We start from the raw sequence: 16,475 nt of genomic DNA, 5'->3' as shown, positions 1-16,475 counted from the left end.
ATAGACAATTCATTTTTGCATTTCTATACCGACTAAGTTGTTTCGCATAAAATGAGTTTTAGCATTCACTGTTTTGCTAGGCTTTTAGCTTTTAGCCATTCAACTCCTTAATTTATCCACATTTCCTATAAAATTTAACCTTATTTTAGTCGTTTATATGACATGACTCTAAAGTAATAGTGTAAATGCAAAAAACATCCTCTAACACCGCCTGTGTATTCAAGGCCTTTGACTTAACCACTAAATTATCTCTCTCAGTTTCTTTGTTAACGTTCGCACTTCCGTCTTATTCCGCTCTTTACCGAGTAATTGAGGTAACCTCTCCGACCGACAGTGTGGAATCGTACGGTATCGCCGTCGAACCAAGCGAAAATAATAGCGATTGTTTTTCAACAGAATGTTCGGATGATTCTTATTCTTTTGCAGGTGAGACCTTTAATGGCACAGAGGGATTCTCTTACAAAGAAGAAGTGCCCTTTGCAATCGATAATGGGTTCTATTATTTGGACTACGATGACATAGAAGATTATTGTGATGAAGAACTTGGCTATTCTACTTGTGAATCTTGGGCTTATAATCATTGGTATGGTAATACTGACACCGATATAGGTGGTCTACAAAACGAGCGAGAGGCTTACTACACAACCGATTATCAAACCAATAACACCGCTTTTTATGATACTGACACATTAACCTTTGTGCCCGATTCAGGCAGTAGTGCCCCATCAGAAAGTGATTATTATTATTCATTTGTTGAAGATACCAATGATAAAGTAGTCAACACCCTTGCCGATCTAAACGGTACTGATTACGTTATAGGCAATACCAGCAGTGGTTATTATGCTTATGATAACGCTTATATTAAGTTATATCGAAGCCGAGGATATTACGCTACTTCGAGCACACAAAACGTTTTAGAACCTGAAGCGGATACCAGTATTGATTACGGTAGTTCTGATGATGAACAAAATATCATTGCGCAGATGGGACAAACCATGGCATTTGATTCGTTTACTTACGATGACCAAAGTTACATCGTTGGAAGCGCTTCTGTGGCAACGTTTTATTACGATGAAGATGACGATGATAAGGATTATGACTCTGACTATACCGATGACACTGATGAAGAGTCTGTGTATAACTGCCTTAGTTATGACGAACCGGCATTTTATCCTGAATGTCAAAACTTTAGCTTCGCCACACGCGCTTTTATTTGGAATGTGTCTACAGGAATAGATCCAAATGAAGACAGCAATAAATTTGCTGTCGCCGATTGGGAGACCGATTCCGACGATGATAATTATGTCATTGATGATAATTATGCGTCACCCCAAGGAAGTGTCCGTGCTGCCACTATTGCTAATGCTGGCACATACTCAAGCTTACCTGTCTTGGTTGGTTACAATACGGAACTAGACGATGATTATGATGTTTTTGTAATGCAAGCTGCTATTTTTCTCCCCACGAGCACGACTGGCTTTAATGTTGAAGACAAGGCATGGACGACAACTTTTATTGAAGATGCCACGGTTGAAGTGGACGATTCATACATTCATAGCAATTCGGTTGCAACCGATATAAACCAAAATTTATTGGTCATTGGCTACGCTAAACGAGATGGTGATTATCCATCAGGTAATTCGGCGGGAAAACGCATGTTTATTACTGACGCAAACGACACTGAACCAGTAGCCAGTTTCTTTACCTCTCACGGAGAGAGTATTTTTTTTAGCAGCGCGGGAGGAACACCGAAAGCGATTAATAATTATAATGAAATTGTCGGTCAAGTCGATGCTGAATCAGCGACCGAAGTTGGTGGAAAAGAACGAGATCACCGCGGTTTCATTTATCCTTATTATGATACCGGAACCGATACGACAAGATTTGAACGTTTTGCCAGTCAAGCATGGTGGTTAGATGATCTGACCAATGGAGGTACTTATAGTTCTAGTAATAACCATTTTAGGATATTTGATGCCAGTGACATTAACGACGCTGGAGTGATCTCTGCAACGGCTACTCAATGCTTCGCCTCTGAAGATAGTGCGACATCTATCGAATATGATTCGACAGACCACTGGGCTTACTGCAACGAAGGCGACGGCGATGAACGCATTACTGCGGTTAAACTTATTCCGATTAACGGCGCAACCAGCGATGACATTTCGGAGCGAGAGGAAGACACGACCACCGTGTCACGCAGTGGTGGCAGTGTTAATTGGTTGTGGTTAATAAGTCTAATTGTAGCTATACCATACAGATATTGGACCAAACACCAACAATAATAATAAGAACTCAAATAAATTCAGGCTTACCATACTACATTGCTAATTGCCTTTTTTATTAAGCAATAAGTAGGCCTTATTTACTTAAACCGCTGTTTAAGTTGACACTATACGGCGGTTCAAACCTAGCTAATAGGCAAGGGGTAATAGCGACTAAGAGACAAGAAGTACTAACTAACCCCTTAAATTTCTAATATTGACCCATACACTGTTACAATGTTCTATCCTTTAACATTATAAGTTTACACAATGTACCAACTTTCCTTTTCTCTTAACGAATTTTTGCAAAAATATTGGCAAAAACAACCCACCATAATTAAGGGTGGCTTCAGAAATTTCCACGATCCTATCAGCCCAGAAGAACTTGCCGGCCTTAGCATGGAAGAAGAAGTCGATTCAAGATTTGTATCCAATCTTGATAATAATTGGTTAGCTGAACACGGCCCTTTCAACGAAGATAAATTCGTTTCGTTAGCAGAAACGAACTGGTCCTTAATTGTGCAGGCGGCTAATCATTGGCACTCAGAGGCGGCAAAACTAGTTACTCCATTTAAAACCATGCCCAATTGGCTATTTGACGATCTCATGATTAGCTATTCTGTTGAAGATGGAGGCGTTGGGCCACATATTGACCAGTACGATGTGTTTATTATCCAAGGTTTAGGTAGACGCCGCTGGAGAGTTGGAGAGAAAGACACTGGCCAATATGTTGAAACATGTCGTGCCAGTGCATTGAGACAAATAGAATCGTTCGATGCCGTTATAGATGACATTCTCGAACCAGGGGATATTTTGTACATCCCACCAGGGTTTCCACACGATGGCTACGCACTTCAACCATCCATGAGTTATTCAGTCGGATTCCGCTCACCAAAGGAGCAAGAACTTCTCAGTAATTTTGCCGATTATGTGTTAGCCAATGATATTGGTGATACTCATGTAGATACACCCAAATTAACTACGCAAAAGAATTTTGCTGAAATATCGACTAATGATTTCAATTCTTTAACTACAGCGTTGCGTTCTTCACTAAACGACAAAAAACGTTTACAAGATTTTATGGGTTGTATGCTTAGTCAATCGCGGCACCAATTAAATATCATCATTCCGGAACCTACATGGCAAGCAGATGAAATTATTCAATATTTGCAATCAGGCCATCACTTCCAGAAAGTAGATGGTTTAAGAGCGATCTATTTACAAGAGGATCCTGATACAAGTTATATCAATGGCGAAGTATTTCAGGCGCAACAAACGTCGCTCACATCGATTTTATGTAATCAAGATACAATATCCTTAGTACAGCTTAAGGACCAATTAGTGGATGAAAATCTTACTAACGACACTGTTTTAACAATCCAAACTCTAGTCAATAAAGGTTACTGGTACAGTGAAGAGTAATTGAGCCAAGTTGTTTACTATGCGCGAAGAATCAGATAGCAAACAAAAATTTTACAGCGCCACCTCCCTCATTACCTTTCGGTGAGGGAGTCGTCAATACACACTGCAATACACTGCAATACACTGCAATACACTGCAATACACTGCAAATAATCGTCTTAATAACACCATGTGATAGATAAAATGATCACTCAACCAATGTTCTTGTAAATAACTTAGGTCTCCATAATCATTAATATTTCACTATTTAACCGAATGCTAGAAAGTATCTCTTTACATTTGTTGAAACTACTATATTATATCCCTCGCTCTGGTAGACAGGGTTATTAATGAATATGTTTAGTAAAAGTAAATCCTCAGAATATCACCTTTACGTTGTATCCTTTGTTTTTTCCTTGGCTTCATAGTTACATTGAATAATTTGAGCTCTCAGTGCTATCGCAATTTAAAATGAATTTATTAAAGGGTATTACCATGTCAAAAACAACTGGTTCAGTAAAATGGTTTAACGAATCTAAAGGTTTCGGTTTCATTTCTCAAGACAACGGCGGCGCAGATGTATTCGTACATTTCCGTTCAATCGTTTCTGACGGTTTCAAAACTCTTGCTGAAGGTCAAAAAGTTTCTTTTGACGTAGAACAAGGTCAAAAAGGTCCTCAAGCTGCTAACGTTACTGCGTTATAAGTTTAGGATTAGTGCGAGCTCGGGTTTACCTGCTGCTCGCACAGCATTTTAGTTAAGTTGTTCACTTCCTCTCCTTATCTGTTTTATTCTCTTGTTATAAACATCTAATAATTTATTTTGACTCTTTTCTAATCTTATTCTTAATTCAAATCTCACAAATTAGTTTTGTTTTAGATACTCTGCTTTAGACAGAGCATTTTATTTGCATTATTCTACGAACCTAAGCAAAATTAACTCAGTTTGATAACCGACATAACACTATGACGACCAATATTGATATTGAATACCTACCTGATCCCAGCATTAGTTGTGCAGATTGCAAAGCGTGTTGCTGCCGACTAGAAGTAATGATACTTACCGATACTGGCGTACCAGAAGAGCACATACAAGTGGATCAATGGGGAGCAGAAACAATGCGCCAACTTGATGATGGTAAATGTTCTGCATTAGATCGCGAAACCAATATGTGTACTATTTACGAAAATCGACCTTGGGTCTGTCGTGAATTTGAAATGGGCTCATTCGAGTGTCAAGACGAACGAGCTTTGGGATTGGGTTTGTAATGATGCATTCGTTTAGAAACGAATCTTATTCTCTACCATTCCAACACCGTCAATACTAACAGAAACGGTATCTTTGTCAGATAACGCTTGTGTTCTACCCGGTGTCCCCATAAAAATCAAGTCCCCTGGTTTTAAAGTAAAATATTGGCTTAAATAACTGACTACTTTATCAACACTGTGGATCATGTTTTTTGTATTCTCTTGTTGCACCACTTTACCATTTAGTCGTGTAGTTAACAGAACATTTTCATAATCAATACCACGAGTAATCATACTGGATATCGGACCAAAACCGTCTGATGCTTTCGACCTCATCCATTGTAAATCTCGACCTTGCCAACTTCGCTCAGTAAGATCGTTGCCGGCTAGAACGCCAAACACAGCCTCTTTTACTTGAGCTGGCTCAATTTGTTTAACCTGTTTACCAATCACTATCACTAGCTCCCCTTCAAAGTGTACATTGTTCGCGTCTTTAGGTGCTTGGATTACCTCACCAGAAAGAATTAAAGATGATGGTAACTTAAGAAAAAGTGGTGGGGCTTGATTAGAAGGTGACGATAAATGACTAGCGAAATTCATACCGACGGCGAAAACTTTTTCCGGTACCGTTGGAATAAGCAACTGAATACTCTCTAAGGCAATCTTTTCTTGCGATAAGGTAAACTGGTCGAAAACGTTACCTTCAACAGGATAGACATTCTGGCCAATTACTTGACCATATTTTACCGAGCCGTTATCGGCATATCGAACAAATTTTTCAATATTGGCCAACGCGCTAAAAGAGCACAATAGCAGCGAACTAGCGATAATCCATTTCATGATAAATCCTTTTTAATCGTTAATTAGGCGGTTAACCATTACTCTGTTGCCTTATCCAGACAGAACTCGTTTACTCAACTCGTATTGTCTATCCATACCAATTAAGCTTCGCTTGTTTATGCCTAAAATTAACGCTATCGAGTTTGGTCATACAATCCACATTCAATACATAGATAACAACTTATACGTTGCGGGTATTAAATAGGATCAATGTTTACCTAATATACGCAAAAATGATATTAACGTTCTTCTAAAGGTGACTGTCCTTGTTCGCTTAACGATACGTTTTATGAGACGTCAATATTAATCGTCTAATACGCTATGACCAATCGTCACTTACCCAACCATCGATACTAGAGTCGTAATGATGGCCAGAGAAACGGTGAGGTACTGCGCTTTCATTGACGTTATCTGGATGGTCACTTAACAAATGTTGAATATGTCGAACCATGGGATCTGCACTGTGGGATCGTTGCTGTTTTTCCGCCGTTTCTTTAATTAATTGAAATCGATAGGTTTTACTGTTTCTTCTCATGTGCATATTCCTCTATTTGGTTAAGTGATAATTAACCATAGAAAGAGATCTAGCTAGCGTCAAATCAGAATAGCAGTACTAATTTTACCAAATTCGTCTTTATATTAGCGATTAATGAATAACAGAATTATTTGTATATAATATAACCTACTCATTTATTTGTTAATTATATATTAGCCGCTTATTTAATTGACTAATTCATAAATATGGCAGGGCAAGATTCAATCAATCTCAAAATTAATAATTTCGTCATAAAGTATAGCTGCTATGTTTATCTTGCAAAAAAACCAAAATTAATCATCACAACTTTTGCCGTACCACGATAATGAGATAGGCTTAAAGCCATAACGATTAACTAAATATTGCCCTGTTATCGATCGTTAGGGTGAAAAGTAAATCGTTATAGCCAAAACTAAAGCTAAATATTCCAACGTATATTGGCGATAATCGCTGTCATCGACCCTTCGGTAAAGAGCATAAATGGAGTATCAAGATAACGGCAATCCACACCGCGACGTGATATTTGCTCACATGGAATAGATACCGTAGTAAATCCTTCGTCCACGTTAGGTAAAAACGAAGTTATCTCAATGTGCGGAGCACTATTTAGTTCATGTCTATCCATAAAGGTTTGTAAGGCTAAATAGACAGGCTTATCAGCCATTTTCTCGACGTTAATATCAAAACAAATTTGCCCAACATGATTATCGTAACCAGATAGATCTTCCGAACTTCCATCACTAGTTTGCAGATAAAGGCAAGCTAGACGGCCTTTAAACTCGACTTTTACCGCATCTTGTTGCTGCTGGTAATTAAACGGAGACGTACTAATATCAGTCAATTGCAAACTGTTGTTTCTAGAAACATCGATACCTATTGGATGCAATGAGTCTGAAATTTTTAATTGATAATCACCAACTGTCGCCTCAACACCAAACATATGAATAGGGTGTGCAGCGATGCTAGCCTCCCCTTCAGATTCTATATCCAATGGTAGATTATCTAAATATCGGCCGTGTAATACATCGCCATAGCTAAGCCCATAACCGTATTCAAACAAAGGCTTATGTTCGCCAGTTGGATCTTGTTCATTATCGGGAACAACATAACCTGGGATGTGAGCTGGCATTCGATGCACTCGTGTACTGCGCTTTTTGTTGGGCCAACTAAATGATAAACGTCCAACAAAATCATAGCGTTGTTCACCACATTCATCGGCAATTAACAAGTCGGTGATCCCACGACCTTCGCTACCCGGCAAAAACCCAGCTATAAACGCTTCCGATTTAGAAATTTCTTCATTGACGTATAAAGGCCGGCCACTAAAGAATATAGAAATAACTTTTACACCAGCGGTATGCAGTTGGCGTATTTTTTCTAAATCGGCTTTGTAGCTTCTTTTCAGTGCGGCAAACTCTAACGTTTGCCAAGCCTTAATGTCGCCCATCATTTCCGCATAAGGATCTTCACCAAACACGACTATAGCAACATCCCCGTTGCTAAACGAAGATTGCAGTTCAGGATCATAAATGATCTGATCTTGCCCAAGTTCTTCTTCTAAGGCCATTTTAACCGTGGTTGCACCAGGAAAATCCGCTAGCGTATTCTCATCACCTTGCCACGTTAAGTTCCAACCACCTGATTGTTTTTGTAGGTCATCCGCCGCACTACCAGTTAATATGATTTTTTGTTCTCTCTTAAGAGGCAAAACACGATTGTTATTTTTCAATAACACCAACGACTTTCTCACAGCATCACGAGCAACTTCTCGATGCGCTTTTGCCCCTAGTAATTCTTGGTTACAAGCATAACTACGATGCGTTGGCTGCGGTTTATCCCATAAACCTGCGCGCATCTTGACGCGTAAAATACGTGCTACCGCATCATCTATTCTAGCTAAAGAGATAATTCCAGCATTCACATCTTCGATGGTCTTGTGATATACCTTTAACCAATGTTTGTGTACAGGGATCATTAAAATATCGTTACCTGCGTTGATAGCATAACTGGCATCATCGTCGGTACATTTACTCACTTCCGAATGACCGTGCCAATCGGTTACCACTAATCCATCGAATCCCATTTTGTCTTTTAAAACATCGGTTAGAAGATATTTGCTGCCATGAATTTTATGGTTATATTTACCTTCTATTTCCGGTGCAAAGTCATAGTTAGCCATATCATCCCAACTATTAAACGATGACATAACGACTTGAGCACCTGCATTTAAACCACTAAAATACCCCATAGCATGAATATTCCTTAGCAGATCTTCACTGTAGTTATTCACTCCGCGGTCAACTCCCATCAAAGTACCACCATCGCCAACCCAGTGTTTCACGTTAGAGATAACATGCTTGTCACCTTTTAATTGTTCTGCTGAACCTTGTAAACCTTGAACCATTTTTTCTGCATAGCTGTAGACTATTTCAGGGTCTTCTGAATAGCCTTCATAGACTCGGCCCCAACGTAAATCTCTTGGTGTTGCTACCGTTGGTGCAAATGTCCAGTCTAATCCTGTCGCGGCAATTTCTATTGCCGTTATTCGGCCAATTTGTTGTATCAGCTCTGGATCACGGGCACACCCTAAGCCAATATTGTGCGGAAAAACTGTTGCACCGAAAACATTGTTATGCCCATGAACGGCGTCGGTCGCCCACATGAATGGAATTCTAAACGGCCTACCCTCAAAGGCTTTTTCTACTGCAAACCAATACTCATCTGACTTACTTGCCCAATCTTCGGCTGAAGCATGTTTATCTTCATTGGGCCAGGCTCCACCACCATTTAATATTGACCCTATTTTATACTCGGTAGCTTCTTGAATAGAGATGCCTCGAATATCTGGCTGAATCATTTGACCCACTTTCTCTTGTAAGGTCATTAAACCAACAATACGTTTAATTTCAGCTTCTTGTGACGCATCGGTTTGAATTGCAGATTGAATTTTTGGCCAATCCAGAAAGTATGGGGTAATAAATGGCGATGTCATAAGTTGTTCCTAATAGTAAAAGACCGTAAGTCGATACGTCCGAATAAGCGAATATTATCGTCAATATAAGTATTATTCTGCTAATATAACGACACAAAAGAGGAAATAAACGACATGAGCTTGATCTATACTTTAGAAACCCATTTGAAATACCCACACTTAAAATTTGCGTTAACTCATGGAACTCACTATCAAGATTTCCCTTCACATTGTCACGATTTTTCAGAACTGTTTATTGTGGTAAAAGGTACCGCTACCCATACGGTTGCGGATCACCGCTATCCTCTCTCTCAAGGAGATGTGTTCGTCATTAATGGCCAAGTGGAACACGGTTTTACCAATGTAGATGAGTTGGTTTTGATCAATCTAATGTTTGAATCACACTTACCTCTTTTTGAAAATTCATCCCTTAAATTATTACCCGGCTATCAAGCGCTATTTACTATCGAACCGCTAGCAAGGCAACAAGCTGACTACACCGCAAAGTTAAACTTAAATTCAAACCAGTACGCCGAAGTAGAACGCATTGTCCAAACCATTGACGACGAATACAGCAATGGTCAAACAGGATTTGAAACCATGTTAACCGCGACACTGCAGCAATTAGTCATTACGCTAGCTCGATTTTATCAAGGTGATAATGTGCAAATGAATAGCTCGACTATGATACTAAGCCGAGCATTAGTTTACTTGGAAGAACATTTTCGACGCGACGATTTACGCACAGAGCAAATAGCCAATGCCTCATATGTAAGCACTAGGCAATTAGAGAGACTGTTTCGTTTGTATTTACAAACCACGCCAAATAAATATATCAAAGATAAAAGACTCAATTACGCTTACCAACAATTAGTCTCTGATTCAGAACTAACTATTCAACAAATAGCAGACCAAGCTGGCTACTCAGATAGCAATTATTTTTCAAAATGTTTCAAAGCACAATTTGGGCAAAATCCAAGTCAATATCGTAAGGACAAAACGTCTGAACCTGTATTTATTGTTTGATGACCAAATATGATCCAAGTTTAACAACGCCAAGCATTAGCTAACCTGGCGGCTAATTCAAATAGAAGCACGATCAAACAAAATTAAACATTGTATAAATAGAACAATCTATTCAAACTACACCAGTAAAAACCAACTCTTTAGCAATTGATATAAATCGTAACCGAATTAAGGCAAGCAGATGTTAGAAGAACAACAAAACAATCCACTACATGGTTTAAAACTTGAAGATATGGTCAAGGAGCTAGTTGATTTCTATGGTTGGGATATATTGGATACCGCCATGCGTTTTAATTGCTTTCATACTAACCCTTCTGTCGCTAGCACTGTAAAGTACTTAAGAAAATCAGAATGGGCACGAGAAAAACTTGAAGCGTTTTATCTATCTCGCTTTAAAAGAATGCCAAAACCGACAGAAGCAGAGCGAGAGATTCCACCACGCATGCGAACCTATCCGGTGCACATTAAACCAAAAGAACCGATGAAATTAACTGTCGAGTCCATTTTAGACTCTCAAGCAAAAGCCGCTTCAGACTATAAAGCTAAAAAAGCACGTGAGAAAAATTTTCGCCGATAATATAAGTTTACTATCCGTATTTTAGTATAAAATTTACCAAGCCTAATTGAGTATCAACGCTTTTATTAACGTTGACACTCAATTATCAAATTAGAGTCGCTTAGGCTATGCGATAAAGCAAACGGCACAATTCGGGCAGTTGTTTAATTTGTTTTACTGTGACTGCATTCGAATGAGACTCTGCAGACGGGTTAAACCAAATCGCCTCTATACCGAGTTGTTGCGCAGGAAAAATATCATTCTCTAAACTATCGCCAACCATTATAACTTGCGTCGCATTGACAGATAATGTCTGTAAGATCGCTTGAAAAAACTCACTAGAACCTTTACCTACTCCCAGATTATTTTTACATAAATAGCCCTCAATATAATCTGATAACTCTACGCGATCAAACGCGATTTTAATATCTTCAACCGAAGAATCGGCTGCATTTGTCGCGACAAAAATTCGATAATCTTGGCTTAGTAACGCCAATGTCTGCTTAGCACCAGAAACGGCCTGGACCTGATCCCACAAACACATTTTGCCAGTCTGGTTGGGGTTATCAATCATTAAGGTATCGCCCCAATCGAAAAGCACAATTTTCATGTTATCGCTCCTAATTACTTATACCGTTCTGCTCATAAATCGACTATTAGGATCAAGTTGATAATCTGCAAAAGGTTGACAGTATTCAAATCCATACTTTTTATAGAGTTCTCTGGCCGGTTTAAAAAAAGCCATCGATCCAGTTTCTAGACTTAACGTTTGATAACCTTGTTCTCGTGCGAACATTATCACATACTCCAATAACGCAGAGCCCACTCCCTTGTTTCTAGCGTTCGTTGCCGTTCGCATCGATTTGATTTCGGCATGCTGACTCGTTAACGTTTTAATAGCAATGCAGCCCAATAATGAACCTTGCTCCCATCCACTAAAAAAAGTGATATGCGAGGCTTTCAATTCACCAACATCTAGAGCGTGTACACTTTCTGGAGGAGAGGTCGCCAGCATATCTTTCATATGTTCTTGCAATAACCTCACGACATCGCCACTAGTTAAATCATCAATTTTAATCAACATAGTGTCTAATCTCTTTGATTAATTACAAAGTCCAACCCACCCACAATAGCCGCAACTTGAGCTCGATTACATTCATCATTTGTGACGCCGTCACTATCAGGATAGACTTCAGTGGTTGTACTAAAACGACTATTTGTTATCCCCCCGCATAAACCAAGTTGTTTCATCGGGTAATGAATAACCCCATGTTGCATCACTGTCGAACCAATAATATTGCCGTCTTCATCTGGCTCAGCAATGTGAGTAACCCTACTGACTGATTGGATGACCGCTTGTTGGAAATCCGCTTGAGGATTATTTGAATCGGCAACTGTATAAAAACCATCTGGAATTTCACCTTGAAGGTAATCGGTACCGTCCCGTGCGGCTAATGCTCGACGAAATTCACTTTCATCACTATCGGTAGTTTCGTGTAAATCGAAATGAACAAGAATAGTATCATTATACTTTTCAACGAGCTTTAACAGAGCCGCCGCTTCAGGTGCAGGACTCTCAGGATAAAACGAGCGGTTTGGATCAATGGCTAACGCATTCCACCTATTGATTACTTCGTATGCCCATGGACTAACACAAGGCACCACTAAAAAATTGAATTCTGTTTGATAACACTCAGATTGCTCTTTGAGAAACAGCAACACGCCTTGCACTCCACTGGTTTCGTAACCATGAACTCCACCGGTAATAAGTACCGTTGGTTTACTTGGATCCCATTGAAGTGTTTTTAATACATAAAGCGGATAAGATTTGTTTTGGTATTGAATCAAACCATATTGATCAACCAGAAAACGGTCAGCTAGTTCAACGATTTTAGCAACCACTTCATCCTGATAGCTTCTCATTGGCGTAATATTCTCTAGCCATTGCTTCTTTTCTCTTTCGCCCCATTTTTTTCCTTTCGTCCCTATGGGATAAAATTCGTTCATCGTTTCACTCTCATATTAGTCGATTATTTCGCTAGGTAATGTGCATAATCACAACAAGTCTTGGTTTGGTTTAACCAATCAGGTTCCACAAAAGGTCTGATAGCCATTATCATGGTCCAGAGGCAAATCCTGATACAAAGCGGTAGCTTCTTGTTGTTCATAAGGCTTTCGCAATACCTTTAAAAAATCCAATGCTGAATCATTACTGCCCGTTTGTTTGCACTGTTCTAGTACTTTTTCAACGTGGTGGTTGCGTGGAATGATCACAGGGTTATTTGTTTGCATCAATGCCAACGATTTGGCCATGTTCGAATCTCGTGCTGATTGGTCTTGCCTCACAATAGCTAACCATTTATCTAGCCATTCAGGATCCAATTGGGTTAATGAAGGATCGCTCATGCTAACCACTTGAGTAAGTTCATAAAACTGTTGGGTATAATCTAACTTATTTAATTGCATCAAATCGAGTAATTCATCTACTAACTCATTGTGACCTAACGTCAATAAACCTAACTTATTGTGCATCATTTGATAATAAGCCGATTTATATTGCTCGGTTATGTTTACTATCCGCTGTTCTAGCTGTTTGATAACTGCGTCTTTATCACCTTCTATTAATGGAATTAGACATTCCGCGAGTCGAGCCATATTCCATTGCATAATGGAAGGTTGATTGGCAAAGCAGTAACGACCATTTCCATCAATGGAGCTAAAAACGGTTTCAGGGTGATAAACACCAAGCATTGCACAAGGCCCATAGTCGATAGTTTCTCCTGAAATCGTCATATTATCGGTATTCATCACACCATGAATAAAGCCAACACGCATCCAATGGACGATGGTTTTTATCTGTTGTTCAATAACAGCATCTAAAAATAATATGGCCCGACGTTCATCATCCAAATCAATCTCTGGGTAATGTCGAGCAATAGCGTAATCTAAAAGGGTCGATAAAGATTGACTATCGCCTTGCGCAGCAAAGTATTGAAAAGTGCCAATTCTGATGTGACTCTGTGCTATACGAGTGACTATCGCACCCGGTTCAGTCAGTTCGCGGTACAATGTTTCTCCTGTTGTAACAACGGCGAGAGTGCGAGTTGTCGGCACCCCAAGTGCGTACATGGCTTCACTCATCAAGTATTCTCTTACCGCTGGCTTAAACGCACATCGTCCATCTCCACGGCGAGAGAACTGAGTGGCTCCCGAACCTTTTAATTGAAGGTCGACTCTACGTCCATTTGGCAAAATAAGTTCACCTAACAGATGAGCTCGACCATCGCCAAGTTGCGGGTTAAAACCGCCAAATTGATGCCCAGCATAAGCTTGAGCAAGTGGAATTGAACCATCCAAAGTCGCATTGCCAGAAAAATACTGTGCCGCATCTTGTTTGATATCTGGGCCAATCTGACAGCCGTCCGCTAACGCTTCATTCCACAAAAATAGCTGTGGTTGGATAACGGGTTCAGGGCTGATTTGTTGGTAAAAGTCTGAACCCAACTGGTAATAACTATTCTCTAGCTGCACAATATTTTCCATAAATACGAATCATTATCTGTCTATAATGACGGAAATCACCCAATTTACAATTACAAACGTCAACAACAGCGGATACGAAATGGTTGAGACTATATTAAGGTGATGAGTAAATAGACAAAAACAAAAAGCAAAACCACTCAATAACATCCATCCGTTTGCATCAATGATAAAAAACATAAAAATTGCATACTAGACATTTAATTCTTAGATAATTGATTACCTTTTTTACATAAATGTAATAAAATATGTACGTTTCTTAACAAGTGTCACTTTCGCTAATCAAGTCTGCCAATAAGAGTTGTAAATGAATAACAAAAGCCAACGTCCCCTCTACATACCCTATGCAGGTCGCGCATTACTAGAAGCGCCATTGCTTAACAAAGGCAATGCATTCAACAAAGAAGAACGCGCACTGTTCAATTTAGATGGCCTTTTACCAGAAGCCATCGAGTCAATAGAAGAGCAAGTCGATAGAGCTTATCAACAATATCAAAGCTTTGAATCCGACATGGATAAGCATATTTACTTGCGTAATATCCAAGATACCAATGAAACGCTTTTTTATCGCTTAGTAGAAAATCACATTACTGAGATGATGCCGATTATTTATACTCCGACAGTTGGGGCGGCATGCGAAAATTTCTCCAACATTTATCGACGCGCGCGCGGTTTGATCATTTCTTATCCAAACCGTGAACATATCGAAGATATGCTCAACAATGCATCTCGTAACAATGTCAAAGTCATTGTGGTCACCGATGGTGAACGAATTCTTGGTCTTGGCGATCAGGGTATAGGTGGTATGGGCATCCCTATTGGTAAACTTTCTTTATATACCGCTTGTGGCGGCATAAGCCCTGCTTACTGCCTTCCGGTTGTACTTGATGTTGGTACAAACAATCCGCAACGATTATCTGACCCGATGTATATGGGGTGGCGACACCCTCGTGTGAGCAAACAAGAATACAACGCTTTCGTAGACGATTTTATTCAAGCAGTAAAAAGTCGCTGGCCAGAAGCTCTGATTCAATTTGAAGATTTTGCGCAAAAAAATGCAATGCCACTTCTAGAACGTTACAAAGACGAAGTATGTTGTTTTAATGACGATATTCAAGGAACGGCAGCCGTTTCAGTCGGATCATTGTTAGCCGCGTGTAAAGCGGCAAAATCGGAACTGAGTAAACAACGAATTGCCTTTCTAGGGGCGGGATCGGCAGGCTGTGGCATTGCTGAAGCGATCATTGCGCAAATGGTGTCTGAAGGGATATCTGATGAGCAAGCTCGTTCACAAGTTTTCCTTGTCGATCGCTGGGGTGTGCTCGCTGACGATATGCCTAACCTATTAGATTTCCAGAAAAAATTGGTACAAAAACGCGCGGTGCTAGATGAATGGGATACCGAAGGTCACGATGTTTCTCTGTTGGAAGTGATGAAAAATGGAAAACCTACCGTACTAATTGGCGTATCCGGCGCACCTGGATTATTTAGTGAAGATATTATCAAAGAAATGCATAAGCATTGTGAACGCCCAATTGTTTTCCCTCTATCTAATCCAACCAGTCGTGTAGAAGCGCTACCAGAAGACATTCTACGCTGGACCAATGGGGAAGCCTTAGTAGCAACAGGCAGTCCATTTGCTCCTGTGGTTATAGGAACAAAAACGTACCCCATTGCCCAATGTAACAATAGTTATATCTTCCCTGGCATAGGATTAGGGGTTTTAGCTGCTCGTGCACGCAGGGTGACTGATGAAATGCTTATGGCTTCAAGCCGAGCATTAGCAGAGTGTTCTCCCCTTGCTATTAATGGCTCTGGTGCACTATTACCACCATTAGAAGATATACGAGAAGTTTCCATTAAAATCGCCTTTGCGGTGGCCAAAAAAGCAATGGAACAAGGTGTCGCTTCTCAAAGAACTGACGAGAGGATTAGACAGAAAATTCAAGAAAATTTCTGGACGCCTGATTATCGCCCTTATAAACGCTCTTCTTTCTAACCGAACGTAAAATAAAGGGTGCGCATAAAGATGCCACCCTTATTATTGATGATTAAATGGCTATATCTACATAACACTAACAAGTAACATCTACGC

General features: G+C 39.8%; 14 protein-coding genes. 7 read left to right on the top strand and 7 right to left on the bottom strand.

Annotated elements, in window-relative coordinates:
- Positions 1–185 precede the first annotated feature (185 nt).
- From ACLKML_RS00855 to ACLKML_RS00840, 4 genes are all read left to right on the top strand, one after another.
- The gene (locus ACLKML_RS00855) at positions 186–2,285 is read left to right on the top strand and encodes a DUF3466 family protein (protein WP_413283208.1); all 2,100 of its coding nucleotides are present in this window, start codon (positions 186–188) and stop codon (positions 2,283–2,285) included.
- Positions 2,286–2,534: 249 nt separating this feature from the next.
- A complete protein-coding gene (locus tag ACLKML_RS00850; protein ID WP_413283207.1) occupies positions 2,535–3,686 on the top strand; it encodes a JmjC domain-containing protein in 1,152 nt (383 codons plus the stop codon).
- Between the two features lie 474 nt (positions 3,687–4,160).
- Positions 4,161–4,370 (top strand): cold-shock protein, encoded by a 210-nt coding sequence (locus tag ACLKML_RS00845; RefSeq protein ID WP_272140489.1) that lies wholly within the window; start codon positions 4,161–4,163, stop codon positions 4,368–4,370.
- 260 nt (positions 4,371–4,630) lie between these two features.
- Complete coding sequence (locus tag ACLKML_RS00840) at positions 4,631–4,933, top strand: YkgJ family cysteine cluster protein (RefSeq protein ID WP_413283206.1); 303 nt, start codon at positions 4,631–4,633, stop codon at positions 4,931–4,933.
- A 12-nt stretch (positions 4,934–4,945) separates the two neighbouring features.
- Here the strand turns inward: ACLKML_RS00840 and ACLKML_RS00835 are convergent, their stop codons facing one another.
- The 3 genes from ACLKML_RS00835 to ACLKML_RS00825 all read right to left on the bottom strand — a co-directional run bounded on the left by ACLKML_RS00835 (position 4,946) and on the right by ACLKML_RS00825 (position 9,279).
- Positions 4,946–5,752, bottom strand: a complete 807-nt coding sequence (locus ACLKML_RS00835; protein WP_413283205.1) for a fumarylacetoacetate hydrolase family protein — start codon at positions 5,750–5,752, stop codon at positions 4,946–4,948.
- A gap of 319 nt (positions 5,753–6,071) precedes the next feature.
- The gene (locus ACLKML_RS00830) at positions 6,072–6,287 is read right to left on the bottom strand and encodes a hypothetical protein (RefSeq protein ID WP_413283204.1); all 216 of its coding nucleotides are present in this window, start codon (positions 6,285–6,287) and stop codon (positions 6,072–6,074) included.
- A gap of 418 nt (positions 6,288–6,705) precedes the next feature.
- Complete coding sequence (locus ACLKML_RS00825; protein ID WP_413283203.1) at positions 6,706–9,279, bottom strand: glycoside hydrolase family 3 N-terminal domain-containing protein; 2,574 nt, start codon at positions 9,277–9,279, stop codon at positions 6,706–6,708.
- Between the two features lie 114 nt (positions 9,280–9,393).
- On the opposite strand from ACLKML_RS00825, the gene ACLKML_RS00820 reads away from it, so the two are divergent.
- Together ACLKML_RS00820 and ACLKML_RS00815 are read left to right on the top strand one after the other, a co-directional pair.
- Positions 9,394–10,284, top strand: coding sequence for a helix-turn-helix domain-containing protein (locus ACLKML_RS00820; protein ID WP_413283202.1), 891 nt, complete (start codon positions 9,394–9,396; stop codon positions 10,282–10,284).
- A 181-nt stretch (positions 10,285–10,465) separates the two neighbouring features.
- Positions 10,466–10,861 carry a VF530 family DNA-binding protein gene (locus ACLKML_RS00815; RefSeq protein ID WP_317715680.1) on the top strand — a complete coding sequence of 132 codons (396 nt, stop codon included), beginning with the start codon at positions 10,466–10,468 and terminating at the stop codon, positions 10,859–10,861.
- A gap of 100 nt (positions 10,862–10,961) precedes the next feature.
- Here the strand turns inward: ACLKML_RS00815 and ACLKML_RS00810 are convergent, their stop codons facing one another.
- The 4 genes from ACLKML_RS00810 to ACLKML_RS00795 all read right to left on the bottom strand — a co-directional run bounded on the left by ACLKML_RS00810 (position 10,962) and on the right by ACLKML_RS00795 (position 14,383).
- Complete coding sequence (locus ACLKML_RS00810) at positions 10,962–11,450, bottom strand: HAD family hydrolase (protein ID WP_413283201.1); 489 nt, start codon at positions 11,448–11,450, stop codon at positions 10,962–10,964.
- An 18-nt stretch (positions 11,451–11,468) separates the two neighbouring features.
- The gene (locus ACLKML_RS00805; protein ID WP_413283200.1) at positions 11,469–11,924 is read right to left on the bottom strand and encodes a GNAT family N-acetyltransferase; all 456 of its coding nucleotides are present in this window, start codon (positions 11,922–11,924) and stop codon (positions 11,469–11,471) included.
- Between the two features lie 5 nt (positions 11,925–11,929).
- Positions 11,930–12,847: a M14 family metallocarboxypeptidase gene (locus tag ACLKML_RS00800; RefSeq protein ID WP_413283199.1), complete on the bottom strand. Its 918-nt coding sequence runs from the start codon at positions 12,845–12,847 to the stop codon at positions 11,930–11,932.
- 78 nt (positions 12,848–12,925) lie between these two features.
- A complete protein-coding gene (locus ACLKML_RS00795; protein ID WP_413283198.1) occupies positions 12,926–14,383 on the bottom strand; it encodes a protein adenylyltransferase SelO in 1,458 nt (485 codons plus the stop codon).
- 304 nt (positions 14,384–14,687) lie between these two features.
- Between ACLKML_RS00795 and ACLKML_RS00790 the strand changes: the two genes are divergently transcribed.
- Complete coding sequence (locus ACLKML_RS00790) at positions 14,688–16,379, top strand: NAD-dependent malic enzyme (RefSeq protein ID WP_413283197.1); 1,692 nt, start codon at positions 14,688–14,690, stop codon at positions 16,377–16,379.
- The last annotated feature ends 96 nt before the right edge of the window (positions 16,380–16,475 follow it).

The organism is Vibrio sp. MA40-2, from assembly GCF_047302445.1.
Classification (GTDB): Bacteria; Pseudomonadota; Gammaproteobacteria; order Enterobacterales; family Vibrionaceae; genus Vibrio.
The sequence above is the reverse complement of the archived record's forward strand: the minus strand, read 5'-3'. Positions and strand labels throughout refer to the sequence as shown.

Coding starts and splice junctions, on each gene's coding strand:
- ACLKML_RS00845 (WP_272140489.1), top strand. CDS start 4,161: ATGTCAAAAACAACTGGTTCAGTAAAATGGTTTAACGAATCTAAAGGT.
- ACLKML_RS00830 (WP_413283204.1), bottom strand. CDS start 6,287: ATGAGAAGAAACAGTAAAACCTATCGATTTCAATTAATTAAAGAAACG.
- ACLKML_RS00840 (WP_413283206.1), top strand. CDS start 4,631: ATGACGACCAATATTGATATTGAATACCTACCTGATCCCAGCATTAGT.
- ACLKML_RS00820 (WP_413283202.1), top strand. CDS start 9,394: ATGAGCTTGATCTATACTTTAGAAACCCATTTGAAATACCCACACTTA.
- ACLKML_RS00815 (WP_317715680.1), top strand. CDS start 10,466: ATGTTAGAAGAACAACAAAACAATCCACTACATGGTTTAAAACTTGAA.
- ACLKML_RS00790 (WP_413283197.1), top strand. CDS start 14,688: ATGAATAACAAAAGCCAACGTCCCCTCTACATACCCTATGCAGGTCGC.
- ACLKML_RS00795 (WP_413283198.1), bottom strand. CDS start 14,383: ATGGAAAATATTGTGCAGCTAGAGAATAGTTATTACCAGTTGGGTTCA.
- ACLKML_RS00810 (WP_413283201.1), bottom strand. CDS start 11,450: ATGAAAATTGTGCTTTTCGATTGGGGCGATACCTTAATGATTGATAAC.
- ACLKML_RS00800 (WP_413283199.1), bottom strand. CDS start 12,847: ATGAACGAATTTTATCCCATAGGGACGAAAGGAAAAAAATGGGGCGAA.
- ACLKML_RS00835 (WP_413283205.1), bottom strand. CDS start 5,752: ATGAAATGGATTATCGCTAGTTCGCTGCTATTGTGCTCTTTTAGCGCG.
- ACLKML_RS00805 (WP_413283200.1), bottom strand. CDS start 11,924: ATGTTGATTAAAATTGATGATTTAACTAGTGGCGATGTCGTGAGGTTA.
- ACLKML_RS00825 (WP_413283203.1), bottom strand. CDS start 9,279: ATGACATCGCCATTTATTACCCCATACTTTCTGGATTGGCCAAAAATT.
- ACLKML_RS00855 (WP_413283208.1), top strand. CDS start 186: ATGCAAAAAACATCCTCTAACACCGCCTGTGTATTCAAGGCCTTTGAC.
- ACLKML_RS00850 (WP_413283207.1), top strand. CDS start 2,535: ATGTACCAACTTTCCTTTTCTCTTAACGAATTTTTGCAAAAATATTGG.